The organism is Nocardia sp. NPDC050710 (assembly GCF_040654375.1).
Taxonomy (GTDB): Bacteria; Actinomycetota; Actinomycetes; order Mycobacteriales; family Mycobacteriaceae; genus Nocardia.
Genome location: NZ_JBFAHV010000033.1, coordinates 40972 through 60378, shown reverse-complemented (window position 1 = coordinate 60378; position 19407 = coordinate 40972). Strand labels below are relative to the sequence as shown.

Annotated in this window: 14 protein-coding genes; 7 read left to right on the top strand and 7 right to left on the bottom strand. The window is 68.3% G+C overall.

Annotated features, from left to right (window positions below):
- Position 1: 1 nt before the first annotated feature.
- Positions 2–1129, top strand: a complete 1128-nt coding sequence (locus tag AB0H61_RS35645) for a winged helix DNA-binding domain-containing protein (protein ID WP_357312407.1) — start codon at positions 2–4, stop codon at positions 1127–1129.
- 238 nt (positions 1130–1367) lie between these two features.
- Here AB0H61_RS35645 and AB0H61_RS35640 read toward each other — a convergent pair whose 3' ends face one another.
- Both AB0H61_RS35640 and AB0H61_RS35635 read right to left on the bottom strand, forming a co-directional pair.
- Positions 1368–1808, bottom strand: a complete 441-nt coding sequence (locus AB0H61_RS35640; protein WP_357312405.1) for an SRPBCC family protein — start codon at positions 1806–1808, stop codon at positions 1368–1370.
- A 7-nt stretch (positions 1809–1815) separates the two neighbouring features.
- Positions 1816–2622: a methyltransferase domain-containing protein gene (locus AB0H61_RS35635; protein ID WP_357312460.1), complete on the bottom strand. Its 807-nt coding sequence runs from the start codon at positions 2620–2622 to the stop codon at positions 1816–1818.
- A gap of 207 nt (positions 2623–2829) precedes the next feature.
- Between AB0H61_RS35635 and AB0H61_RS35630 the strand changes: the two genes are divergently transcribed.
- The 3 genes from AB0H61_RS35630 (at position 2830) to AB0H61_RS35620 (ending at position 5899) form a co-directional block, all read left to right on the top strand.
- On the top strand, positions 2830–3414 hold the full coding sequence (locus AB0H61_RS35630; protein WP_357312404.1) for an HhH-GPD-type base excision DNA repair protein: 585 nt from the start codon (positions 2830–2832) through the stop codon (positions 3412–3414).
- A gap of 114 nt (positions 3415–3528) precedes the next feature.
- Positions 3529–4242: a hypothetical protein gene (locus AB0H61_RS35625; RefSeq protein WP_357312402.1), complete on the top strand. Its 714-nt coding sequence runs from the start codon at positions 3529–3531 to the stop codon at positions 4240–4242.
- Between the two features lie 403 nt (positions 4243–4645).
- Positions 4646–5899: an ROK family protein gene (locus AB0H61_RS35620; RefSeq protein WP_357312457.1), complete on the top strand. Its 1254-nt coding sequence runs from the start codon at positions 4646–4648 to the stop codon at positions 5897–5899.
- Positions 5900–5953: 54 nt separating this feature from the next.
- On the opposite strand, the gene AB0H61_RS35615 is transcribed toward AB0H61_RS35620, so the two are convergent.
- Positions 5954–7585, bottom strand: a complete 1632-nt coding sequence (locus tag AB0H61_RS35615; RefSeq protein ID WP_357312400.1) for a DUF2207 domain-containing protein — start codon at positions 7583–7585, stop codon at positions 5954–5956.
- 410 nt (positions 7586–7995) lie between these two features.
- Here AB0H61_RS35615 and AB0H61_RS35610 point away from each other — a divergent pair, with 410 nt between their 5' ends.
- Positions 7996–8907 (top strand): neutral zinc metallopeptidase, encoded by a 912-nt coding sequence (locus AB0H61_RS35610; RefSeq protein ID WP_357312398.1) that lies wholly within the window; start codon positions 7996–7998, stop codon positions 8905–8907.
- A 54-nt stretch (positions 8908–8961) separates the two neighbouring features.
- On the opposite strand, the gene AB0H61_RS35605 is transcribed toward AB0H61_RS35610, so the two are convergent.
- The 4 genes from AB0H61_RS35605 to AB0H61_RS35590 all read right to left on the bottom strand — a co-directional run bounded on the left by AB0H61_RS35605 (position 8962) and on the right by AB0H61_RS35590 (position 14228).
- A complete protein-coding gene (locus AB0H61_RS35605; protein ID WP_357312396.1) occupies positions 8962–10239 on the bottom strand; it encodes an ammonium transporter in 1278 nt (425 codons plus the stop codon).
- 162 nt (positions 10240–10401) lie between these two features.
- Positions 10402–11082 (bottom strand): TetR/AcrR family transcriptional regulator, encoded by a 681-nt coding sequence (locus tag AB0H61_RS35600; RefSeq protein WP_357312393.1) that lies wholly within the window; start codon positions 11080–11082, stop codon positions 10402–10404.
- The gene (locus AB0H61_RS35595; protein WP_357312391.1) at positions 11079–13316 is read right to left on the bottom strand and encodes an MMPL family transporter; all 2238 of its coding nucleotides are present in this window, start codon (positions 13314–13316) and stop codon (positions 11079–11081) included. Before AB0H61_RS35595 ends, AB0H61_RS35600 begins: the two co-directional genes overlap by 4 nt.
- Before the next feature lie 87 nt (positions 13317–13403).
- The gene (locus tag AB0H61_RS35590) at positions 13404–14228 is read right to left on the bottom strand and encodes a hypothetical protein (RefSeq protein ID WP_357312388.1); all 825 of its coding nucleotides are present in this window, start codon (positions 14226–14228) and stop codon (positions 13404–13406) included.
- A gap of 481 nt (positions 14229–14709) precedes the next feature.
- On the opposite strand from AB0H61_RS35590, the gene AB0H61_RS35585 reads away from it, so the two are divergent.
- Positions 14710–17886 (top strand): DNA polymerase III subunit gamma and tau, encoded by a 3177-nt coding sequence (locus tag AB0H61_RS35585; RefSeq protein WP_357312386.1) that lies wholly within the window; start codon positions 14710–14712, stop codon positions 17884–17886.
- A gap of 292 nt (positions 17887–18178) precedes the next feature.
- On the top strand, positions 18179–19393 hold the full coding sequence (locus AB0H61_RS35580; protein WP_357312383.1) for an acetyl-CoA C-acetyltransferase: 1215 nt from the start codon (positions 18179–18181) through the stop codon (positions 19391–19393).
- Positions 19394–19407: the final 14 nt, after the last annotated feature.

Sequence of the window (19407 nt, the reverse complement as noted above, 5' to 3'; positions counted from 1 at the left end):
CATGGGCGCCCGCGGGCCCGCACGTCCCCCGAGCTCCGGCGTGCTGAGCTCGCGGGCGCTCAACCGTGCGCTGCTGGAGCGACAACTGCTGCTGCGTCCTGCGGACCTGCCGGTCGTCACCGCGGTGGAGCAGCTACTCGGACTCAATGCGCAGGATCCGAACCTGCCGTATTTGGCGCTGTGGAATCGGCTGGAGAGCTTCACCATTCGTGATCTGACCACGGCGATCGAGGAGCGGACGCTGGTGCGCTCGACGATGATGCGAGCAACCCAGCACCTGATGTCGATGACGGACTTCCGGCTTGTCCGCCCTGTGCTCGCGCCGTTGCTGCGGCGGGTGCAGCACAACGCCTTCGGGCGCCGGACCGTTGGTGTCGATCTCGATGCGTTGGTCGCCGAGGCCAGGGAGTTGGTGGCCGACGGGCGAGTTTTGACCCGGCCAGAGCTGGGCAAGCTGCTCGCTCGGCGACGGCCAGGTGCGGACCCGACCGCGCTGGGTTGGACGGTGCAGTATCTGACACCGTTCGTGCACCCGGCGCCGAGTGGCACCTGGAACGTCCGGGGTGCGACGCCGTTCGCCGGTACCGAATGGATCGGCATGCGAATGGAGGCTACGGACGAGGACCGGCGTCAATTGATCCGCCGGTACCTGGCCGCGTTCGGGCCCGCCACCGTCGCCGACGCCAGGGCCTGGTCCGGGGTGAGCGGCCTGCGCGCGGTGTTCGAGCAGTTGCGCGCCGAACTGCGGGTGTACGCCGATGAATTCGGCAGGGAGCTGTTCGACCTGCCGGACGCGCCGCGGCCGCCGGCGGATATCCCCGCGCCGGTCCGGTTCCTGCCGGAGTTCGACGCGACGCTACTCGGACACACCGACCGGACCAGGATCATGACCGACGACGTGCGTGCACAGGTTTGTGTCGGAGCGGCCATTGCCGCAACGGTGCTGGTCGACGGCACGGTCACCGCGACGTGGACTCGTTCGCGGACTGACGATGTCGAGCTGCTGAAGGTATGTCCGCTGCGGCCGCTGTCTGCGGCGGAACGCACCGAGGTGGAGGCCGAAGCCCACCGATTGTTGGCTTTCACGCTGCCGGAGAACACTCGAGGCGATGTCTGGTTGCTGCGGTAACGAGGCCCCACTGGCACCTCCGTTCGATAAGTAAGTGGGTACTCACCCACCTTATGGTTAGTATGTGTTCACCACCTTCGGAGTTGTCATGGACTCGACCGAACCAACCTCGAACACGAGGACATGGCGATGATGGCCGATTTCGTCACCGAATGAGCTCTGCGCCTCCGTCGGATCAGGAATCCGCAGCTCAGCACGCGGGAGTCGACTCGGGCCTCGGACTCGACGGGCGCCAGCGCTATTGGGCTTCGAGCAGTGCTTTGAGCAGGGCCAGGTCCTTGCGATTGGCCCGGCGCATCGCCGCCTCCATGACCGGTGCCGATATCTTCGCGAATCCGCTCGGGTTGCCGCGATTGCGCAGGGTCATCAGGGTGTGACCGCCGTCGGCGTCGGTCCAGGTGTAGGTGGTTTCCATCGGGAACGGCCCCTGTGCGGTGTGCATAACCAGCCGTTCACCGGGCTGATATTCGAGCACCTCGTAGGTATAGACCAGCCGCCGACCGAGGAAGTGCGCGACGAATTCCATCCGTGACCCGACCCGCAGCGGTGGTTCGGTCTGCCATCGCACTTCTCGGATATTGATGTACCACTCCGGTGCCCGGCCGGGATCGCCCGCGAAGGCAGCGACCTGCTCCCGTGGGCGATCGATCACCATCTCGGTCCGGACATCGACGGTCATCGGAGCGTCAACGCGGCTTATGTGCGAGCACCGCGAACATCGTGACCGACAGGTGGATATCGCCGGTGTCGGCACCGCGCCGCAGGTCGGCGAGCAACTTGTCGCGCTGTGCTTCGGTAATGGCGCCGCGCGCCACCGCCATGGCCGAGATCCGGGTGACCAGCGAGCCCGCGCCGACGCTGCGGTCCTGCACCAGGGCGTGCGAGCCGATCTCGTCGATGACCAGGCCTGCCCTGGTGAGCAAGCCGGGCAGCCTGCGGCCGGAGTGCGGGTTGGTGGTGGCGGCGGCCAGTGTGTCGATGACCGCCCGTACTACCGACAGCTCACCGGGGTGCACGATCGCGGTACCCCAGTCCACGTCGACCACCACGGCGCGACCGCCGGGGCGCAGCACCCTGGCGATTTCATTGGCGGCGCGGGCCGGTGACGTCAGATGCTGGAACACTCGCTCGCAGAGCGCCGCGTCGAAGGTGTCGGCGCCGAAGGGGATGCCGTAGGCGTCACCGGAATGGAATTTCGCGCGCGACCCGGCCTGCGCCGCGTGACGTTCCGCGGAGGCGAGCAGGTGCGGATCGGGCTCCACGCCGATCGCGGTGCCGGTCGGTCCGACCGCGTCCGCGAATTCGATGACCTCCGTGCCGGTGCCGGAACCGATATCGACCGCGCTCTCGCCGGAACGCAATGCGAGCGCCTCGTGCGCCCAGGCGCGCAGGCGCCGGATGCCGGGCAGCGCCGCTTGCAGGTCGCGCACGTCGACCAGTTGATCCTGGCCCGCGCTGTCGAAACGATCCGGACGTAGTGCGTAGGTGTCCATCGGCTCGAGTCCGTCCCTCGGTATTGCCGTCGTCTGAGGCATGGCCGGTAGCCTACGCGGGGGCGCATCCGCCCGCATGACAGGGTTGTGAGCTGGATCACGATTCGGCCGGGTCGCCCATCGCGGAATGGGCAGGGTCACCCACTGGACCGCGGTGGGATGATCGGAGATGGCTCGAGCACGCCGACAACTGCGAAAGGACCGACGGTGACCGCCACACTGTGTCTCGCACAGGAACCGGAAGCGGATAAGCTGCTGTCCGAAGATCCCTTCGCGCTATTGACGGGCATGCTGCTCGATCAACAATTTCCCCTGGAACACGCCTTCCGCGGCCCGAAGAAGATCGCCGACCGCATGGACGGCTTCGATATCGACAGGATCGCCCAGGCCGACCCGGAGGCCTTCGAGGAACTCTGCGCCACCCCGCCCGCGATCCACCGCTACGGGCGGTCGATGGCGCGCCGCACCCAGGAACTCGCCCGCTACGTGGTCGAAAACTACGGCGGCAGCACCGAAGCGATCTGGACCGAGGGCGACCCCGACGGCAAGGAGGTGCTGCGGCGGCTCAAGGCTCTGCCCGGATACGGCGACCAGAAGGCGCGAATCTTCTTGGCGCTGCTCGGAAAACAGCTCGGCGTGCGGCCCAAGGGTTGGGAGAAGGCCGCTGGGGCCTATTCCGAGAAGGGATCTCGCCGTTCCGCCGCCGATATCGTCGACGGTGAGTCGCTGCTCGAGGTCCGCGCGTTCAAGAAGCAGATGAAGGCGGCGGCCAAGGAGGCCGCGGGCAAGTAGCTCCGCTGCGGATTTGCTGCATTGGAATCTCCCTGCGTTTTTTCCTCGTCCGCCCGTGCATTCTCGATGATGCTTGCCCCTCGAAAGCTGGACCGAGATGAGGGATTGCAGTTCATGAGGATGAGGAAACTGGCCGTTGTGGCCGCGCTGCTTACCGTGGCGACCGGTGTGGCGGCGGGTACCGCCGGTGCGGCGCCCGAGGCCGAGAGCGCCCCGATCAATTTCACCGCAAGGGCCACCGATACCCAATCGATCATCACCACCGACGCCGGTTCCATCGTCGTGGAGGATGACGCACTGAAGATCAAGGCCGCCGATGGCGCGGTGGTGGCGGGCGCCTCGCTGAAGTTCCGGCTCGATGACTTCGAACTGCCGATCGCCGCGGATATCTCCGGCCGCACCGCGACCCTGACCCCGCAGCTCGACGTGGACAAGGCCGTCTACAAGCCGGTCGCCCTGCCCTTCGAGGACAAGGCGCCCTGGAAGAACGAGTACGACCGCGAGGTCGCCGCGTGGACCCGGCTGACCAACACCATCAGCACCGGCGCCACCATCGGCACCTTGGTCGGCGGTCTCGGTGGCGGTGCCACCGGCTGCGTCCTCGGCGGCATCGCGGGCGCGACCGTTGCTTCGGCGACCATCGTCGGCCTGTTCGGTCCATTCATCCCGGCCGCGGCCGTCGGCTGCGTCGCGGGCATCCTGACCGTCGGCGCCCTGGGCACCCTGCTGGGCCAGATCTTCGTGACCGCCCCGGTCGCCATCGGTGCGGCGATCCAGTACTTCGCCACCATCAGCGCACCGTTCAACGCGCCCGCTCCGGCCAAGTAAATCCACCGCGGCAAGTCTTGGCCGCGGAATCCCGGCCCCGCCCAGTGCTTCTCGACTGGGCGGGGTATCGGCGTGTCCGTACACGCTCTCGAACCTCGCCGCCGTGACCAGCGAAAACGGTGTGTTCTCGCGCACCGCGAGAAATTTGAAGCTTGGTATGCCGATGATCTCGGTGTTACCTTTTTTCAATGTGCACCAGCCGCCCCACCGCCCTGCGGGTCACCTACGTGACCGCCGCGCTGGGTCTGCGGTTGCCGCTGACTCGTGAACTGTGTTGTCCCTGCTGCAGCAGCTGAGCTGAGCTCTGCTTCGAGCTCGCACGCTGCCTCGTCGCCGCACGTGTAGGCATGTTCTGTTTAGATACGGGACTTCAGCAAGGAATCTTCATATGTCCCTCCCCATCATGGAGCGATCCGCCTCGCGGGTCGCTACCGGTCGTGTCCGCGTTCAGCGTCCCGTAATCGCGCCCGAACTCCGCATCGCCGACAATCCGGCCGCGGCGGTATTGCGCGCCGCCACCGGAGGTCCGGTATCTCGCGATAATGCCGCGCGCGCAACGGGTTTGAGCATCGCGACGGTGAATCGGCAGGTTTCCGCGCTATTGGCCGCCGGTTTGCTGCGCGAGCGCCCCGATCTGACCGCATCGGGTGCGGTGGGGCGTCCGCGGGTGCCCTTCGAGATCGATCACGAGGCATACCTGACCCTCGGCATCCATATCGGGGCCGCTGTCACCAAGATCGTCGCGGCCGATCTGCGCGGCCGTATCCTCGGCGGTCTCGCCATCGCCACCCCGCAGACCGGACAGGATTTCGCGACCACCACGGTGGCCCGCAGCGCCCGGGCCTTCCTCCAGCGCTGGCATCGGCGAAAACCGCTGTGGGCAGGTGTCGCGATCGGTGGTCGGGTCGACCCGCTCACCGGTGTGGTCGATCACCCCAAGCTGGAGTGGAAGGGCGCGCCGGTCGGCACGGTCCTCGGTGAGGTGCTCGAGTTGCCCGTCTCGGTGGCACCGCATGTGGAGGCCATGGCCGCCTCGGAACTGTTGCTGCCGACGCCGGAACCACGCGAGGGTCAGGAGCGCGGCAGCAGCCTGTACTTCTACGTTCGCGAAACCGCCGGTATCGCCGTGACATTGGATGGCCGCGTGCACACCCCGAGCAATGGTCCCGGTTCCATCGCGCACCTGCCGACCGGTTCCGATGTGGAATGCACCTGCGGCAGGCGTGGCTGCTTGGAGGTCACCGTCGGTGATCGGGCGCTGCACGCACGGGCCGTCGGGCGCGGAATCATCCCGCCGTACAACGGAACCGCGGGCTCGACCATCGCCGATGTGTACCGGGCGGCCGAGGGCGGCTCGGAGTCGGCGCGGGAACTGCTGGCGGAGCGGGCCACCATGCTCGGTCACACCGTGGCGATGGTGCGCGACATGCTCAACCCGGACCGCGTCATCCTGGGCGGCCAGGCCTTCACCGGCTACCGTCCCGCGGTGGCCCACGTGGCGAGCGCCTTCCGGCAGGGTTCGACACTGCCGCCGACCGATATCCGCATCAGCGGATTCGGCGGCAAGGTACAGGAATTCGCCGCCGTGGTGACCTCGCTCAGCTCGATCTATGCCGACCCGCTCGCGGCGATGCGACGTATTTCACCGGCCGACTGACGCGCCGAACGATCCCGCGGCCGGGTTCTTTCACCGAACCCGGTCGGGGTGGTCTCACCTGTCGCCGAACAGTCCTTCCATCGCGGTGATGAAGTACGGGAAGTGGCCCGCGAAGCGCTGGAGGTTCGCGTCGCGGTCGAAGCCGCCGAACCAGTAGAGGCCGGGTTGGGAGTCGGCGGCGGGGTTGAGATCGCGGAATACCCGGATCCAGTTGTCGGCGCGACCGCCGATCACCGTGAACGGGAGTGCGCGTGAGAAGACGGTTTCCTGGTCGCTCTCCGGAATCTGTTCGCGCCGAGTCGCATCCAATCCACGCTGGAGCGCGCGCACCCGGCCGGTGAGCTCGCGACCGTAGGCGGTGCGAACCGGCAGATATTTGGGCAGCAACAGGGCGGCCCCGCCCGCGAGCAGGATTGCCACGCCGACCAGGGCGTGTCCGGCGGAGAGTGCGAGACCGACCGTCACGGCGATGCCCGCCGCGACGAGCGCGCCGCCCAGCCAGACCGGCAAGCCGGGGCGCGAGCGATCGGCGAAGGCGCCGCGCGTCACGGCGTCGGCGAGCATGGCCTTGCGGATCGGATCGACCGAAACCCGGCCCGGTGCACGCAATTCACTGACCGTGACCGCGTCGGCGCCCGCCGGCAGCAGTGCGGTGTAGACGGCCTTCTCGTAGTCGCGCAGCTGATCGTCGGCGGCGTTGACCCGGGTGATCCGCCAGTCGTTTCCGCCGGGAGTACTGGCGGGCGCGCTGATCGGCGTCACCCAGATGTAGCGACGCACCGCGAGATCCACCACGGTCGCGGCGATATCGATCGGGTCGGCGTGCTCGTCGAGCAGCAGGCCCGCCTCGCCGGGCAGGATGCCGTCGGGGGAGGTGAAGCGCACCTGACCGGCCTCGCGCTGGAGCGGGTCGATGGTGTCGGAGCCCGCTCCGGCGGCGGCATTGTCGCGCCGTTCCCGCAACACGACCGCGGCAAGGCCCGCCAGCGCGAGCAGCAGCACCCCGAACGCGAGCAACACCGGCGCGGTGACTGCGAACGGGCCGGAATCGTCCTCGCGGATATCGGCATTGGCGGGGACGGTGCCGGGCGGCAGTTGCAGGGTGAGGTCGATGGCATCGCCCTTACGCAGATCGGTTTGCTCGAGGAACAGCGCGCCGGTGGCCTCGATGCGTACGTCGGCACAGGGCCGGACATTGCCGGGCGGACCGAGTTTGCAGTCCACGATGCCCATTTCGAAGCTCGGGGCGATCACCGAGGCGCTGATCGAGGCGATATCGGCGTTCATCACCCCGAGCCAGTGGAACACCTGGGTGCCCGGCGCGTCACTGACGGTGTTGTGGAGGGAATAGCGGAAGGTCGATTCACCGGGCTTGGCATCGATGGTGAATTGATCGTTGGCCACCGTCGCGGTGCCCGCGCCGACGGTATCCACGTCGGTGACCTTGAACACCCGCTCGACATCGTCGCGCACCTGCAACCGCAGCGGCAGCGTCATCTTGAATTCGCCGCCCTCGGGCACATTCACCGTCTCGATCACGTCGAGTACACCCTCGCGATCGAGGGTCAGATCGGCGGTGATGGTCACGCCGGTGGGGGCGGGCTGGCTGTGCGCGGGCGCGGCCGCCGTCATTCCCAGGCCGGCGAGAATCAGCGCGCTCGCGGCGGCCCCCCGAAATGTCAGCATGGCTGCCTACTCTAGACAGGTTGCTATTCTTCGTCAGCGGCGCGGCGTGGCGAGAGCGACGGGTCCGGATGCGGAGCGTGACTACGAACGGACCCGGAATTCGCTCGCTCCGCGAATCCAACACTGTCGGCGACCATCTGAGACGAGGGGGTACGGGGGAAGTGACACAACCACCGTACGGATCGGGACCGATTCCACCCGGCGGGCGTCCGGTATCCCCACCTCCGGGCTACGGACCGCCGCCCGGTCACGGTCGGCAACCCGGATATGGGCAGCGACCCGGCTATGGCCGACAACAACCCGGCTACCGACCCCCGGGATACGGTCCGCCGCCCGGATACGGTTCGCCCCAGGGATATCCGGCGCAGGGATATCCGCCGCCCGGATATCGCCCGACGATGCCGCCGCCGATGCCGTACGGACCGCCCGGCCGTGCGCCGCAGCCGCCGCGCAAACGCGGTGGTGGTGGCATGCTCGCGCTGCTGCTCGTCGTGATCGTGCTGGTGGCGGGTGGTCTGGTGTTGAACGCGGTGCGCAGCGAACGCGGCGATGACAGCGCCACCGGACCCAACCCGAGCATGACATTCCGCTCCGGCGGCACCTCGGGATCGGCGGAGACGGCGGCCAATCCGCTGCTGACCGATCCGGAAGCGACTCTGATCCCCGCGCGCTGCGCGTATTCGCCATGGGGCACCCAGGTGGACGCGGCCCGCAAATTCTTCGAGAGCGCCGCGACCTGCCTGGAGGCCGCGTGGAAGCCGGTGCTGGCCGAGGCGAATCTGCCCTTCCAGTCGCCGACGCTGAACGTCAGCGCCAGCACCTCGGGCATCACTACCCCGTGCACCGGCACCACCACCAACTTCGCCGCGTTCTACTGCCCGGCGAACAAGACCATCTACATGCCGATCAGCCAGCTGCAAACCGATCTGTTCAAGGACAATTGGGTCGTCTACCTTTCGGTTTTCGCCCACGAATACGGTCATCACGTGCAGGCCATGTCGGGCATCCTGCGCAAGGCCAACAGCGAACGCGTCGACGCGGGCGCGCGCAGCACCCGCGGTCTCGAGCTGTCGCGCCGAGTCGAATTGCAGGCCCAGTGCTTCGACGGGATGTACCTGGGTTCATCGGCCTCCGGTGGTTCGCTGACCAATTCGCAGATCACCGTGGCCAAGCGGGATGCCCGCGGCCGCGGTGACGCGCCCAGCGATTCGCGTGACCACGGCACACCGGAGAACAGTGGCGCCTGGTTCGAACTCGGCGTCGACAAAAACCGTACGGCGCAATGCAATACCTTCACCGCCGCCGCGAACTCGGTCAACTGATCGGATGAAGCCCGGCCCAGCGGTCCCGCGGCCGGCGGAAACCCGAGCGGCGGACTAGCTCTCGCCGAAGCGACGGGGGGAGTGTCCGTGCACGCCCTCGGCGTACGCGGTTTCCGCGTGCAGCGCGAAGTCGATGCCCGCGGTCTCGTCCTCCTTGCTCACCCGGAAGCCGATGATCCGGTTGATGCCTTTGCCGAGCGCGAAGGTCACGCAGAACGCGTAGGCGGCGACCACCAGCACGCCGACCAGCTGTTTACCGAGCTGCGCCAGGCCGCCACCGTAGAGCAGGCCTTCGACGCCGCCGGTCATCACCCGGTTGGCCAGCAGGCCGATCAGCAGGGTTCCGACGATACCGCCGACGAAGTGCACGCCGACCACGTCGAGTGAATCGTCGTAGCCGGCCTTGTGCTTCCAGCCCACGGCGAAGGAACAGACCACACCGGCCGCCAGGCCGACGATGAGCGCGCCCAGCGTATTGACCGAACCGCAGGACGGGGTGATCGCCACCAGACCGGCCACCACACCGGAGGCCGCGCCGAAGGTGGTGGGACGCCCGTCGCGGATCTGCTCCACGGCGAGCCAGCCGAGCATGCCGAGGCAGCCCGCGACCAGGGTGTTCAGGAAGACGGCCGCGGCGATGCCATCGGCGGCCAGCGCCGATCCGGCATTGAACCCGAACCAGCCGAACCACAGCAGGCCCGCGCCGAGCAGCACGAAGGGCAGGTTGTGCGGGCGCATCGCGTCGATCTTGAAGCCGACGCGCGGGCCGAGCACCAGCGCCAGCGCCAGCGCCGATGCGCCGGAGGCGATCTCGACCACCATGCCGCCCGCGTAATCCAGTGCGCCGAAGGACAGCAGCCAGCCGTCCGGGCCCCACACCCAGTGCGCGATCGGCACGTACACCGCCAGCGCCCACACCGGCACGAAGATCATCCAGCCGGAGAATTTCGCGCGATCCGCGATGGCGCCGCTGACCAGTGCGACGGTCAGCACCGCGAAGGTGAGCTGGAAGGTGGCGAACAGCAGTTCGGGCACCCCGCCCTGCGCGGTCTGATGCACGGTGCCCGGGTCGACGCCCGCCATACCGAAGTGGTCGAGATCGCCGATCAGGCCGGCGCCCGCGTCGTCGCCGAAGGCCAGGCTGTAACCGGCCAGCAGCCAGACCACGGTCACCAGCGGGATCGAGATGAAGCTCATCATCAGCATGTTGAGGACGCCGGTCGAGCGCACCATCCCGCCGTAGAAAATGGCCAGCGCCGGCGTCATCAGCAACACCAGTGCGGTGCTGATGAGCAGCCACGCGGTGGCCGCTGGATCGATGGTCGGTGGCATGGGTAACTCCTTCGACGCCTGCGTGCGTTGCAAGGAAATTACCGAACGCTCACCGCACCCCCGACACCCCGTAGGAGTGCGTAACATGCCTGTAACGTGCAGGTTCGTTGTCGCGAGGTGGTGCGCGGCAGCCGCGGATGTGCGATGACAGCCGCGCCGGGATCAGGTCCCGGACTGCTCCCGCTTCACCCGGTCCAGCCATTCGGTCACAACATCCGGTTCCGGGTCGACGCCGATCAGGTCCAGTACCGCGTGTCCGACGCAGGCGGCCGACAGCACCCGGTTCGCGGTCGCTTCGACCTCACCCCAGGGCAGGAAAGGTTTGGCGATCAGCAGCGAGGCGATGCCGTGCGCGGCGGCCCACAGCTCGAGCACGATGGGGGTGGGATCGCCCTGGGTCATGGTGCCCTCGTCCATGCATTCGCGCACCGCCCCGGTGAAGTGCTGGAAGGCGCCGCTGGACAGCACCCGGTCCACCGCGCCGCCCTGTTCGGCAGGCGCGGTGGCGACTCGGTACTGCGCGGGATGCTCCAGCGCGTACCGCACGTAGGCCAGCCCCTTCTCGCGCAATCGGCTGATGGCCGACATGTTCGGGTCGCCTGCCGCACACATGGCGTCGGCCAGATCCTCGAAGGCCTGCGCCACCACCGCATCGATCAGTTCGTCCTTATCGGCGAAATGCCGGTAGATCGACGGCGCGCTGACCCCGACCAGCTTGCCGACCTCGCGGATGGAGACCGCGTCGACATGACCGGTGCTGGCCAGCAATTCCGCTGTGGCGTCGAGGATTTCGGTGCGCAGTTGGGCTCCGGAGCCGCGCGGGGAACGAGGGCGACGGATCATATGCGTCCGGCGCCGGCCATATTGCCCTGGGGCGCTGCCTCTTCGGACAGTCCGATCCTGGCGTGCAGGCGGGCCAATGGTTTCGGAGCCCACCAGTTGAGCGGACCGAGCAGCCGCATCAGCGCGGGGGCGAGCAGGCCGCGGATGATGGTCGCGTCGGCGAGCACGGTCAGGGTCAGCCCGAGACCCATCATCTGCATGAACGACACTTTCGAGGTAATCATCGCGCCCATCACGATAGCCATCAGCAGCGCGGCGGCGGTGAAAATGCGCCCGGTCCTGGCCACACCGATGGCGACCGCGCGTGTGTTGTCGTGGGTGGCCAGCCATTCCTCGCGAATGCGTGAAAGCAGGAATACCTCGTAATCCATCGATAGGCCGAAGGCCAGACAGAACATCAGGATCGGCATGGTGGGCACCAAATGTCCGACCGCGGTGAAGCCGAGCAGCCCCGACAGATGTCCGTCCTGGAAGATCCACACCATCGCGCCGAAGGCGGCGGCGAGCGAAAGGGTATTGAGCAGTAGCGCTTTGATCGGCAACACCACACTGCCGGTGAACAGGAACAGCACCACGAAGGTGGTGAGCGCGATCAACGCGAGGGCCAGCGGGAGCCGGGCACCGAGCGCACCGAGCGAATCCGCGTTGACCGCGGCCGCACCGCCGTACAGCGCGGGCGCGGGTGCGGGCACATCGCGGATTTCGCGCAACTGGTCCTGCCCGGCCGAGGAGTAGGGATCGAATCGAGTGGCGACGCGGATGTAGGTGCCGGTGCTGTTCGACATCCCGGGTGGGGCAGGCGCGACGCGCTGTCCGTCGACATAGATTCCGGCGGCCGACAGCACCCCGGGCACCCCGTCGATGCCGGACAACCGGGACGCGTACGCGCCGAGCGTCGCGGTGTCGCCCCGGTAGCCGTCGAGGACGACGGTGGTGACAGAGGCGGGATCGGCCTGCGGGAATTCCGCGCGCAATGTATCGCCGACCTGGTGGGCGGGTGCGCTGGTGGGCAGCACCCGATCGTCCGGGTAACCGAACTTCACCGAGAGGAATGGCGCGCCGAGGGCGAGCAGCACGGCGATGATCACCACCGCGACCGGCGCGGCATGCCGCATCACCACCAGCACCAGGCGGTGCCAGCCGCTCTGTTCCGGCGGCACCGGGCCGGTCGGGGCGGGCCGACCGAACAAGCGCCGCAATGGAACTCGCAGGTCGGCCGAATTCACCCGGTGTCCGAGCAATACCAGTGCGGCGGGCAGGATGATGATCGCCGCGGCCGCGGCGGCCGCGACCACGGCGACGCCGGTGTAGGCGAAGGATTTCAGGAAGTACAGATTGAAAACGCTCAGCACCGCCATCGACAGCGCGACGGTCAGCGCGGAGAACAGCACGGTGCGACCGGCGGTCTGCACCGCGCGAATGGCGGCCGCGACCGGGTCGAGGCCGTTGCCGAGTTCCTCGCGGTAGCGGCTGACGATGAAGAGGGCGTAGTCGATGGCCAGGGCCAGGCCCATGGCGGTGGTGAGGTTGAGGGCGTAGATCGAGACGTCGGTGAAGAGTGTGAACAACCGCAGGATGGCCAGCGTGACGGCGATGGCGAACAACCCGATCGCGAGCGGCAGCACGGCGGCCACCACGCTGCCGAAGACCAGGACCAGCACAATCATCGACAGCGGGATCGCGACCGACTCGGCGACCGCGAGATCGCGGGTGGTCTGGGCGTTGACGTCGTGGTAGATCGCGGCGATACCGCCCTGGCGGACGGTGACGCCGTCGGTGGTTCCGGTCAGCTGATCGGCGAGTTCGCCCGCCGTCTCCTGGATATCGGTCTCGTCGCCGGTGAGGTAGGCGAGGATCAGCGCGCTCTTGCCGTCGGTGCCGCGCAGCGCCGGGGCGAGGGTGGGGGGTGCGGTCCAATACGACTGGACTCCCCGAACGTCCGGGCGTGCCCGAAGGGTGTCGACGAGCGCGCTTCCCGCCGCGCGGCTGGCCGCACTGTCGGCGCCCGCGCCGGACTCGACCAGCAGCACGAAGTTCGGGGCGGCGCCGTCGAAGTTGTCGGCGATCAGCTGGTTGACCCGGGATGACTCGGCATCGTCGGAGGTGAACCCGCCCGACTTCAGGTGGCCGGCCGCGGTGGCGCCGAAGATTCCGCAGAGCAGCAGCAGGAGGAATGCGGCCGCGAGGACGGTACGCGGCCTGCCGGTGGCGAGTTGGGCAATCCTGGTGAGCATGGTCCCCTCCGCTAGGTTAACGGCGTTAGAGTAACGCTGTTAACCTATGAAGTCGAGCGATGCTGCGAGTTGCCCGATTCGGCATCGTCACCGCCGGGATTTCTTCGCCAATGCGCGCAGGCCGCGGCGGCCGGGGACCGGGAGACCGTCTTCGATGGCGATCCATTCGGCGGTGCTGAGCCAGAGTTGCTGGGCCTGGGCATCGGCGGTGTCGTGGAACACGCGGCGACCACGATCGTCGCGCAGCTCGTGCACGACGACGGACCAGCGCGGCGGGCGGCCGTGCTTGCTCAGATATTCCGCGAGGAAGCCCGCGACCAGCGTGCCGATGGTGTTCACCGGACGCAGCGATACCCGGTTGCCGTACTTCGCGGCGTGGAATCGCCGTGCGGCGCACAGGGATTGCGGATTCGCATTGGAGGCGATCCAACCCGCCCGCTGGGCACGCTCGATCAACCAGAGATGTTTCACCGCGGTGGGCGCGATATCGCCGATACGGTCCCTGACCAGCGCCATGACCGGCTCGGAACTCAGCACGTCCCGCCGGATCGGGCCGGTGCCGTGCTCGACCCAGTGCTCATGCGCGAGGCGGGCGAGCACGCGGCCGAAATCGTCGATGCTGCGCTGAGCTCGCCGTCCGAGGCGTTCGATGCGCTCGGCCTCGCGTCGCATTTCGTTCTGCGCGGTGAGGGTCCGGATGGCGGCCATGGTCGGCACCTGGCCGCGTTCCAGCAGCTCCAGGATGGCCGTCGCGGTGGCGGGATCGGCCGCCGCGGCCACCGGTAGTGAGTCGCGTTTGAGTGCGAAGTCCTGTGGGCTGATCGCACGACTGAGCAGGTCGACCGCGGTCGGGTCGCCCGCGAAGTCGGTGCTGGAGAGCCAGGCTGCGGCGATGTCGTCACAAGACGGCACGGTGGAACATTCCTCCGGGTGAAGGCGGTGGATTTCGGCGGATATCGCCCGAGGTATGTATGTCTTCGCAAGAGCCAGGTTGTGCCCCGGTCGGGATGAGGGACCGGCCGGGGCGACCAACCTGATGAAGGTTTGGCTACCGAAGTTGCCAATAGCCACGGTAGCCAGCCGATTGCATGGCTGTCACTGCTGTTCATGGATTCGTTACATCCGGAATGGAGGTCGTTATCGGGGTGCGAGTCTGTATTGATGCAGGTAAAAGGTACTGGTGGGCGGTAAATCCACGCCTTGCATTGCAACGCATTCCGTGATTGCTCCCGCGTTGCTATCTCGGTGACCGGTCGGTCCGGTAGAAGAAGTCGCCGCGCAGCTATGTGATATAGATCACAGTTTGTTGCCACGCCGCGCCCGAATCGAGCGGCGCGCGGCGGTCCGATCGGCGGGAATGTTCTTTGTCGGTGCTCGCCGGTAACCTCTGGCCGTGGCTCTGTACCGGAAATACCGACCGGCAACGTTCGCTGAGGTGGTGGGTCAGGAGCACGTCACCGACCCGCTGAGTACCGCGCTCGACACCGGGCGGATCAGTCATGCCTATCTATTCTCCGGTCCACGTGGCTGCGGCAAGACCTCCTCGGCGCGCATCCTGGCGCGGTCGCTGAACTGCGTGCAGGGCCCCACCTCGACACCATGCGGTATCTGCCCCTCCTGCGTTGCGCTCGGTCCCGGCGGTCCCGGCAACCTCGACGTGATCGAGCTCGACGCCGCCAGCCACGGCGGTGTCGACGACACCCGTGAGCTGCGCGATCGCGCCTTCTACGCACCCGCCGAATCCCGGTACCGCGTCTTCATCGTCGACGAGGCGCATATGGTCACCACCGCGGGCTTCAACGCGCTGCTGAAGATCGTCGAGGAACCGCCGGCGCACCTGATCTTCATCTTCGCCACCACCGAGCCGGACAAGGTGCTGCCCACTATTCGCTCGCGCACCCACCACTACCCGTTCCGGTTGCTGCCGCCCGCGACCATGCGCGGGCTGCTCGGCCGGATCTGCGAGCAGGAAAGTGTTCCCGTCGAAGAAGCGGTGTACCCGTTGGTGATTCGCGCGGGCGGCGGCTCCCCACGTGACAGTCTGAGCGTGCTCGACCAGCTGCTGGCCGGCGCCGGACCCGAGGGTGTCACCTACCCGCGCGCGGTTTCGCTGCTCGGCGTCACCGACGTCGCCCTCATCGATGACGCGGTCGAGGCGCTGGCCACCGACGACGGCGCCGCCCTGTTCGGCACCGTCGACCGGGTGATGGAGGCCGGACACGATCCGCGCCGTTTCGCCGTCGACCTGCTGGAACGCTTCCGCGATCTGATCCTGATGCGCGCCGTACCCGATGCCGCCGATCGCGGCCTGGTCTCCGGGCCCGGTGACATGCTCGACCGCATGCGCGACCAGGCCCAGCGCATCGGTCCGGCCACCCTGGCCCGCTACGCCGAACTGCTGCACGAGGGTCTCGGCGAAATGCGCGGCGCCACCGCTCCCCGCCTGCTGCTCGAGGTCGTCTGCGCCCGCATGCTGCTGCCCTCGGTCTCCGACGCCGAATCCGCGACCTTGCAGCGCCTGGAACGCCTCGAACGCGGCATTGCTACCGGCGCCATCGCCCCCGCCGCGGCCCCCGTATCGCAGACCCACGCGAACCCGGCCGCCGCGAACCCGGCCACGGACGCGCCCGCCGACGCACCATCTCGTCCCGCCCCCGCCGAGCCCGGTCGCAGGCGCGGCGCGGAAGCGCTTGCCGCCCTGCGGGAAAGTCGCGCGCGGGAGGGCTCCGCCGCCGCACCGGCCGGGGGAGCGCAGGTCACCCCGCCGACCGCTGCCGCTCAACGCGAACCGTCCGTCGATCAGCGGACATCCGCGCAGCCGAGCCCGCGGCCCGGACCCGACGCTCCCGGTGCGTCCGCGAGCGGTGGTGCGGAGGATCGAACCGGCGACCGGGGTGTATCGCGGGCCGCCGCGCTCGGTGCTGACGTCTTCGGCGTGACATCCGGCGACCGGGGCGCGCCGCAGCCTGCCGCGCTCGGTGCTGACGGTGGGCCAGGGGCTGCCGCTTCCGGCGTGGCACCCGGCGACCGGACATCCGGGGAAACCGGGAGCGCGGGCGCCGAATACCGCGAATCGGGCGATCCCTCCGGCTCTGGCGCTTCCGATGAGGCGCACACCGGCTCCGCGTCTGCGGCCGGTCGCGGCGTTGAGTCGGTGGATGCGGGACGACCCTCGGGAACCGGCGCGGTTGGGCCGGGTCCTGCCGCCGACCCTGTTGCACGGGGGGCGGACGACGTGGCGCCGCGGGAAAGCGGCGACGTCGACCATTCGAGTGAGAACGTGACGTCGACGAGGCAGTTCATCGACAACCCCGGCGCTTCCGATACGGCGCACACCAGTTCCGCGACTGCGCAAGCGGCCGGTCGTGGTGCTGAGTCGGTGGATGTGGGACGACCTTCGGGAACCGACGCGATCGAGCCCGGTCCTGCCGCCGCTGCCGATGCGGTAGGCGGTAGTTCGGCCGGATCCGGCGTGGATCGGTCTACCGCCGTCGGTGGACCCGCGGCTGTCGCGGGTCGCCATGACATTGCGGCGTCGCAGGTCGGGGGGCCGGAGCAGGGCAATGCGGATGGATCGCCCGCGGGTACGACTTCGGGCGGCGGTCGCACCGAATCCGATGTGCCGGTCGCTGGGCGGTCCGGTACCGAATCCGCGGTTGCGCGGAGTGCGTTCACCGCGGAATCCGCAGCGCCGCAATCGGTTTCCAATGCGCCGTGGGAACGGGCACAAGTGAGCGCGCAGTCCGGTGCGAGCCAGGACGGTCCGGCCGGTGCCGCCGCCGCCGTGGCGCCCGCCGACGAATCGATGGCCTCGGGGTTGCCGGGGGCCGGATCCGATGCGGAGCTGTTGCGGGCCGTCGAGGGGGCGTGGGCGGATATCCGCGCGAAGGTGCGGGAGTTCGGGCCGACGGTGCAGGCACTGCTGTCCGGCGCCTCGGTGTCCCGGATCGACGGTGACGTCATCGTCTTCGCACATCAGCACGCGCCGTTGGCGAAACGGCTGTCGGATCCGCGGAATCTGGAGGCGGTGCGGTCCGCGGTACGGGCGGTGCTCGGCCGCGACCACGAGGTGCGGTGGGAAGCGGGTGGTGCGGCGACGCGGCCCTCGGCGGCGGCGCAGGCCGCGGGCCGGTCCCGTGGAGCTGCGACGCAGCCGAGTGCGGCGGCCGGGCGCGGATCGGGGGCGGCGGGCGGACGGGGTTCGGATGCGTCCGCGCCGCCGCGGTTCTCGCGGCCGAGTCAGGCCAATAAGACGGCCGGGAATGCGCCGGGCGGTGGCCAGCGGCCGGGTTCCGGCGCCCGATCCTTCGGGGGCGACGACGATATTCCGCCGCCCGATTTCCCCGATCTACCGGATGACCCCGGTCCGGCCGACTTCATGCCCCCGGATCCGGGCTCGGGCTACGACGGACTCCGAGGTGGGGTGCCGCAGGCGCCGACACCGGAGGAGGAGCAGGAGATGCTCGCCGAGGCCGCCCGGCCGGTGGCTCCGGAGGACCGGCGCGACCCCGATGAGGTCGCCCTGGAATTGCTGCGCAGTGAGCTCGGTGCCACACGGCTGGATGGTTGACAACCACCGCCTCGAGGACGTTAAGTTAACCGGAGTTCGCACACCACGGTAGTATGAGCGGGTGGGCGCCAGCTCCGGTTCGACGAGGTTCTATGGTATGCCCATGCGTACGGGCGCCCGGAACGCACGTCAGCTGCTGCGTGCCGAGTTTTGTACAGCGTTAGAAACGGTCGGTCTTAGGGCCGGTCGGCGAGGTTAACCGCGGCCGCTCCGCATAGGCGGTTCGCGGTGCAAAGAGCGCTCGGGCGGGCGAAAGTCCGGCCGCCGCACCCTAAGGAAGGAAACACTCCACATGACCACAGAGGCCTACATTTACGAGGCCATCCGCACCCCGCGCGGACGCGGCAAGAAGAACGGTTCGCTGCACTCGGTCAAGCCGATCGACCTGACTGTAGGTCTGATCCAGGAGCTGCGCGGCCGTTTCCCGAACCTCGACGAGGACCGGATCTCCGACCTGATTCTCGGTGTCGTCGCACCGGTGGGTGACCAGGGTGCCGATATCGCCCGCACCGCCGTGACCGTGGCCGGTCTGCCCGACACCGTCGGCGGCTTCCAGCTCAACCGCTTCTGCGCCTCCGGCCTCGAGGCCGTCAACCTGGCCGCGCAGAAGGTGCGCTCGGGCTTCGACGACCTGGTGATCGCCGGTGGCGTCGAGTCCATGTCCCGCGTTCCGATGGGCTCCGACGGCGGCGCCTGGGCGATGGACCCGACCACCAACTACGACACCTACTTCGTGCCGCAGGGTGTTTCCGCCGACCTGATCGCCACCATCGAGGGCTTCTCCCGCGATGACGTGGACGCCTACGCCGTTCGCTCGCAGGAGCTCGCCGCCAAGGCCACCACCGGCGGCTACTTCGCCAAGTCGATCGTTCCGGTCAAGGACCAGAACGGCCTCGTCGTCCTCGACAATGACGAGCACATGCGTCCCGGCACCACCGCCGAGGACCTCGCCAAGCTGAACCCGTCCTTCGCCGTGATCGGTGAAATGGGTGGCTTCGACGCCGTGGCGCTGCAGAAGTTCCACTTCGTGGAGAAGATCAACCACGTGCACCACGGCGGCAACAGCTCGGGCATCGTCGACGGTGCCGCGCTGGTGCTGGTCGGTACGGAAGAGGCGGGCAAGGCCTCCGGCCTGACCCCGCGTGCGCGCGTCGTCGCGACCGCCACCAGCGGCGCCGACTCCACCATCATGCTGACCGGTCCGACCCCGGCCGCCAAGAAGGCGCTGGCCAAGGCGGGCCTGACCGTCGACGACATGGACCTGGTCGAGATCAACGAGGCCTTCGCCTCCGTGGTGCTGAAGTTCCAGAAGGACCTGAACATCCCGGACGAGAAGCTGAACGTCAACGGTGGCGCGATCGCCATGGGCCACCCGCTGGGTGCCACCGGCGCGATGATCACCGGCACCATGGTCGACGAGCTGGAGCGCCGCAACGGCCGCTACGCGCTGATCACGCTGTGCATCGGTGGCGGCATGGGCGTCGCGACGATCATCGAGCGCGTCTAACCCCAACCGACAGC

Bases quoted from the DNA above. Each gene is read 5' to 3' on its own strand.
- AB0H61_RS35620 (WP_357312457.1), top strand. From the start codon at position 4,646: ATGGAGCGATCCGCCTCGCGGGTCGCTACCGGTCGTGTCCGCGTTCAG.
- AB0H61_RS35605 (WP_357312396.1), bottom strand. From the start codon at position 10,239: ATGCCACCGACCATCGATCCAGCGGCCACCGCGTGGCTGCTCATCAGC.
- AB0H61_RS35625 (WP_357312402.1), top strand. From the start codon at position 3,529: ATGAGGATGAGGAAACTGGCCGTTGTGGCCGCGCTGCTTACCGTGGCG.
- AB0H61_RS35600 (WP_357312393.1), bottom strand. From the start codon at position 11,082: ATGATCCGTCGCCCTCGTTCCCCGCGCGGCTCCGGAGCCCAACTGCGC.
- AB0H61_RS35645 (WP_357312407.1), top strand. From the start codon at position 2: ATGGGCGCCCGCGGGCCCGCACGTCCCCCGAGCTCCGGCGTGCTGAGC.
- AB0H61_RS35635 (WP_357312460.1), bottom strand. From the start codon at position 2,622: ATGGACACCTACGCACTACGTCCGGATCGTTTCGACAGCGCGGGCCAG.
- AB0H61_RS35595 (WP_357312391.1), bottom strand. From the start codon at position 13,316: ATGCTCACCAGGATTGCCCAACTCGCCACCGGCAGGCCGCGTACCGTC.
- AB0H61_RS35640 (WP_357312405.1), bottom strand. From the start codon at position 1,808: ATGACCGTCGATGTCCGGACCGAGATGGTGATCGATCGCCCACGGGAG.
- AB0H61_RS35580 (WP_357312383.1), top strand. From the start codon at position 18,179: ATGACCACAGAGGCCTACATTTACGAGGCCATCCGCACCCCGCGCGGA.
- AB0H61_RS35615 (WP_357312400.1), bottom strand. From the start codon at position 7,585: ATGCTGACATTTCGGGGGGCCGCCGCGAGCGCGCTGATTCTCGCCGGC.
- AB0H61_RS35610 (WP_357312398.1), top strand. From the start codon at position 7,996: ATGCCGTACGGACCGCCCGGCCGTGCGCCGCAGCCGCCGCGCAAACGC.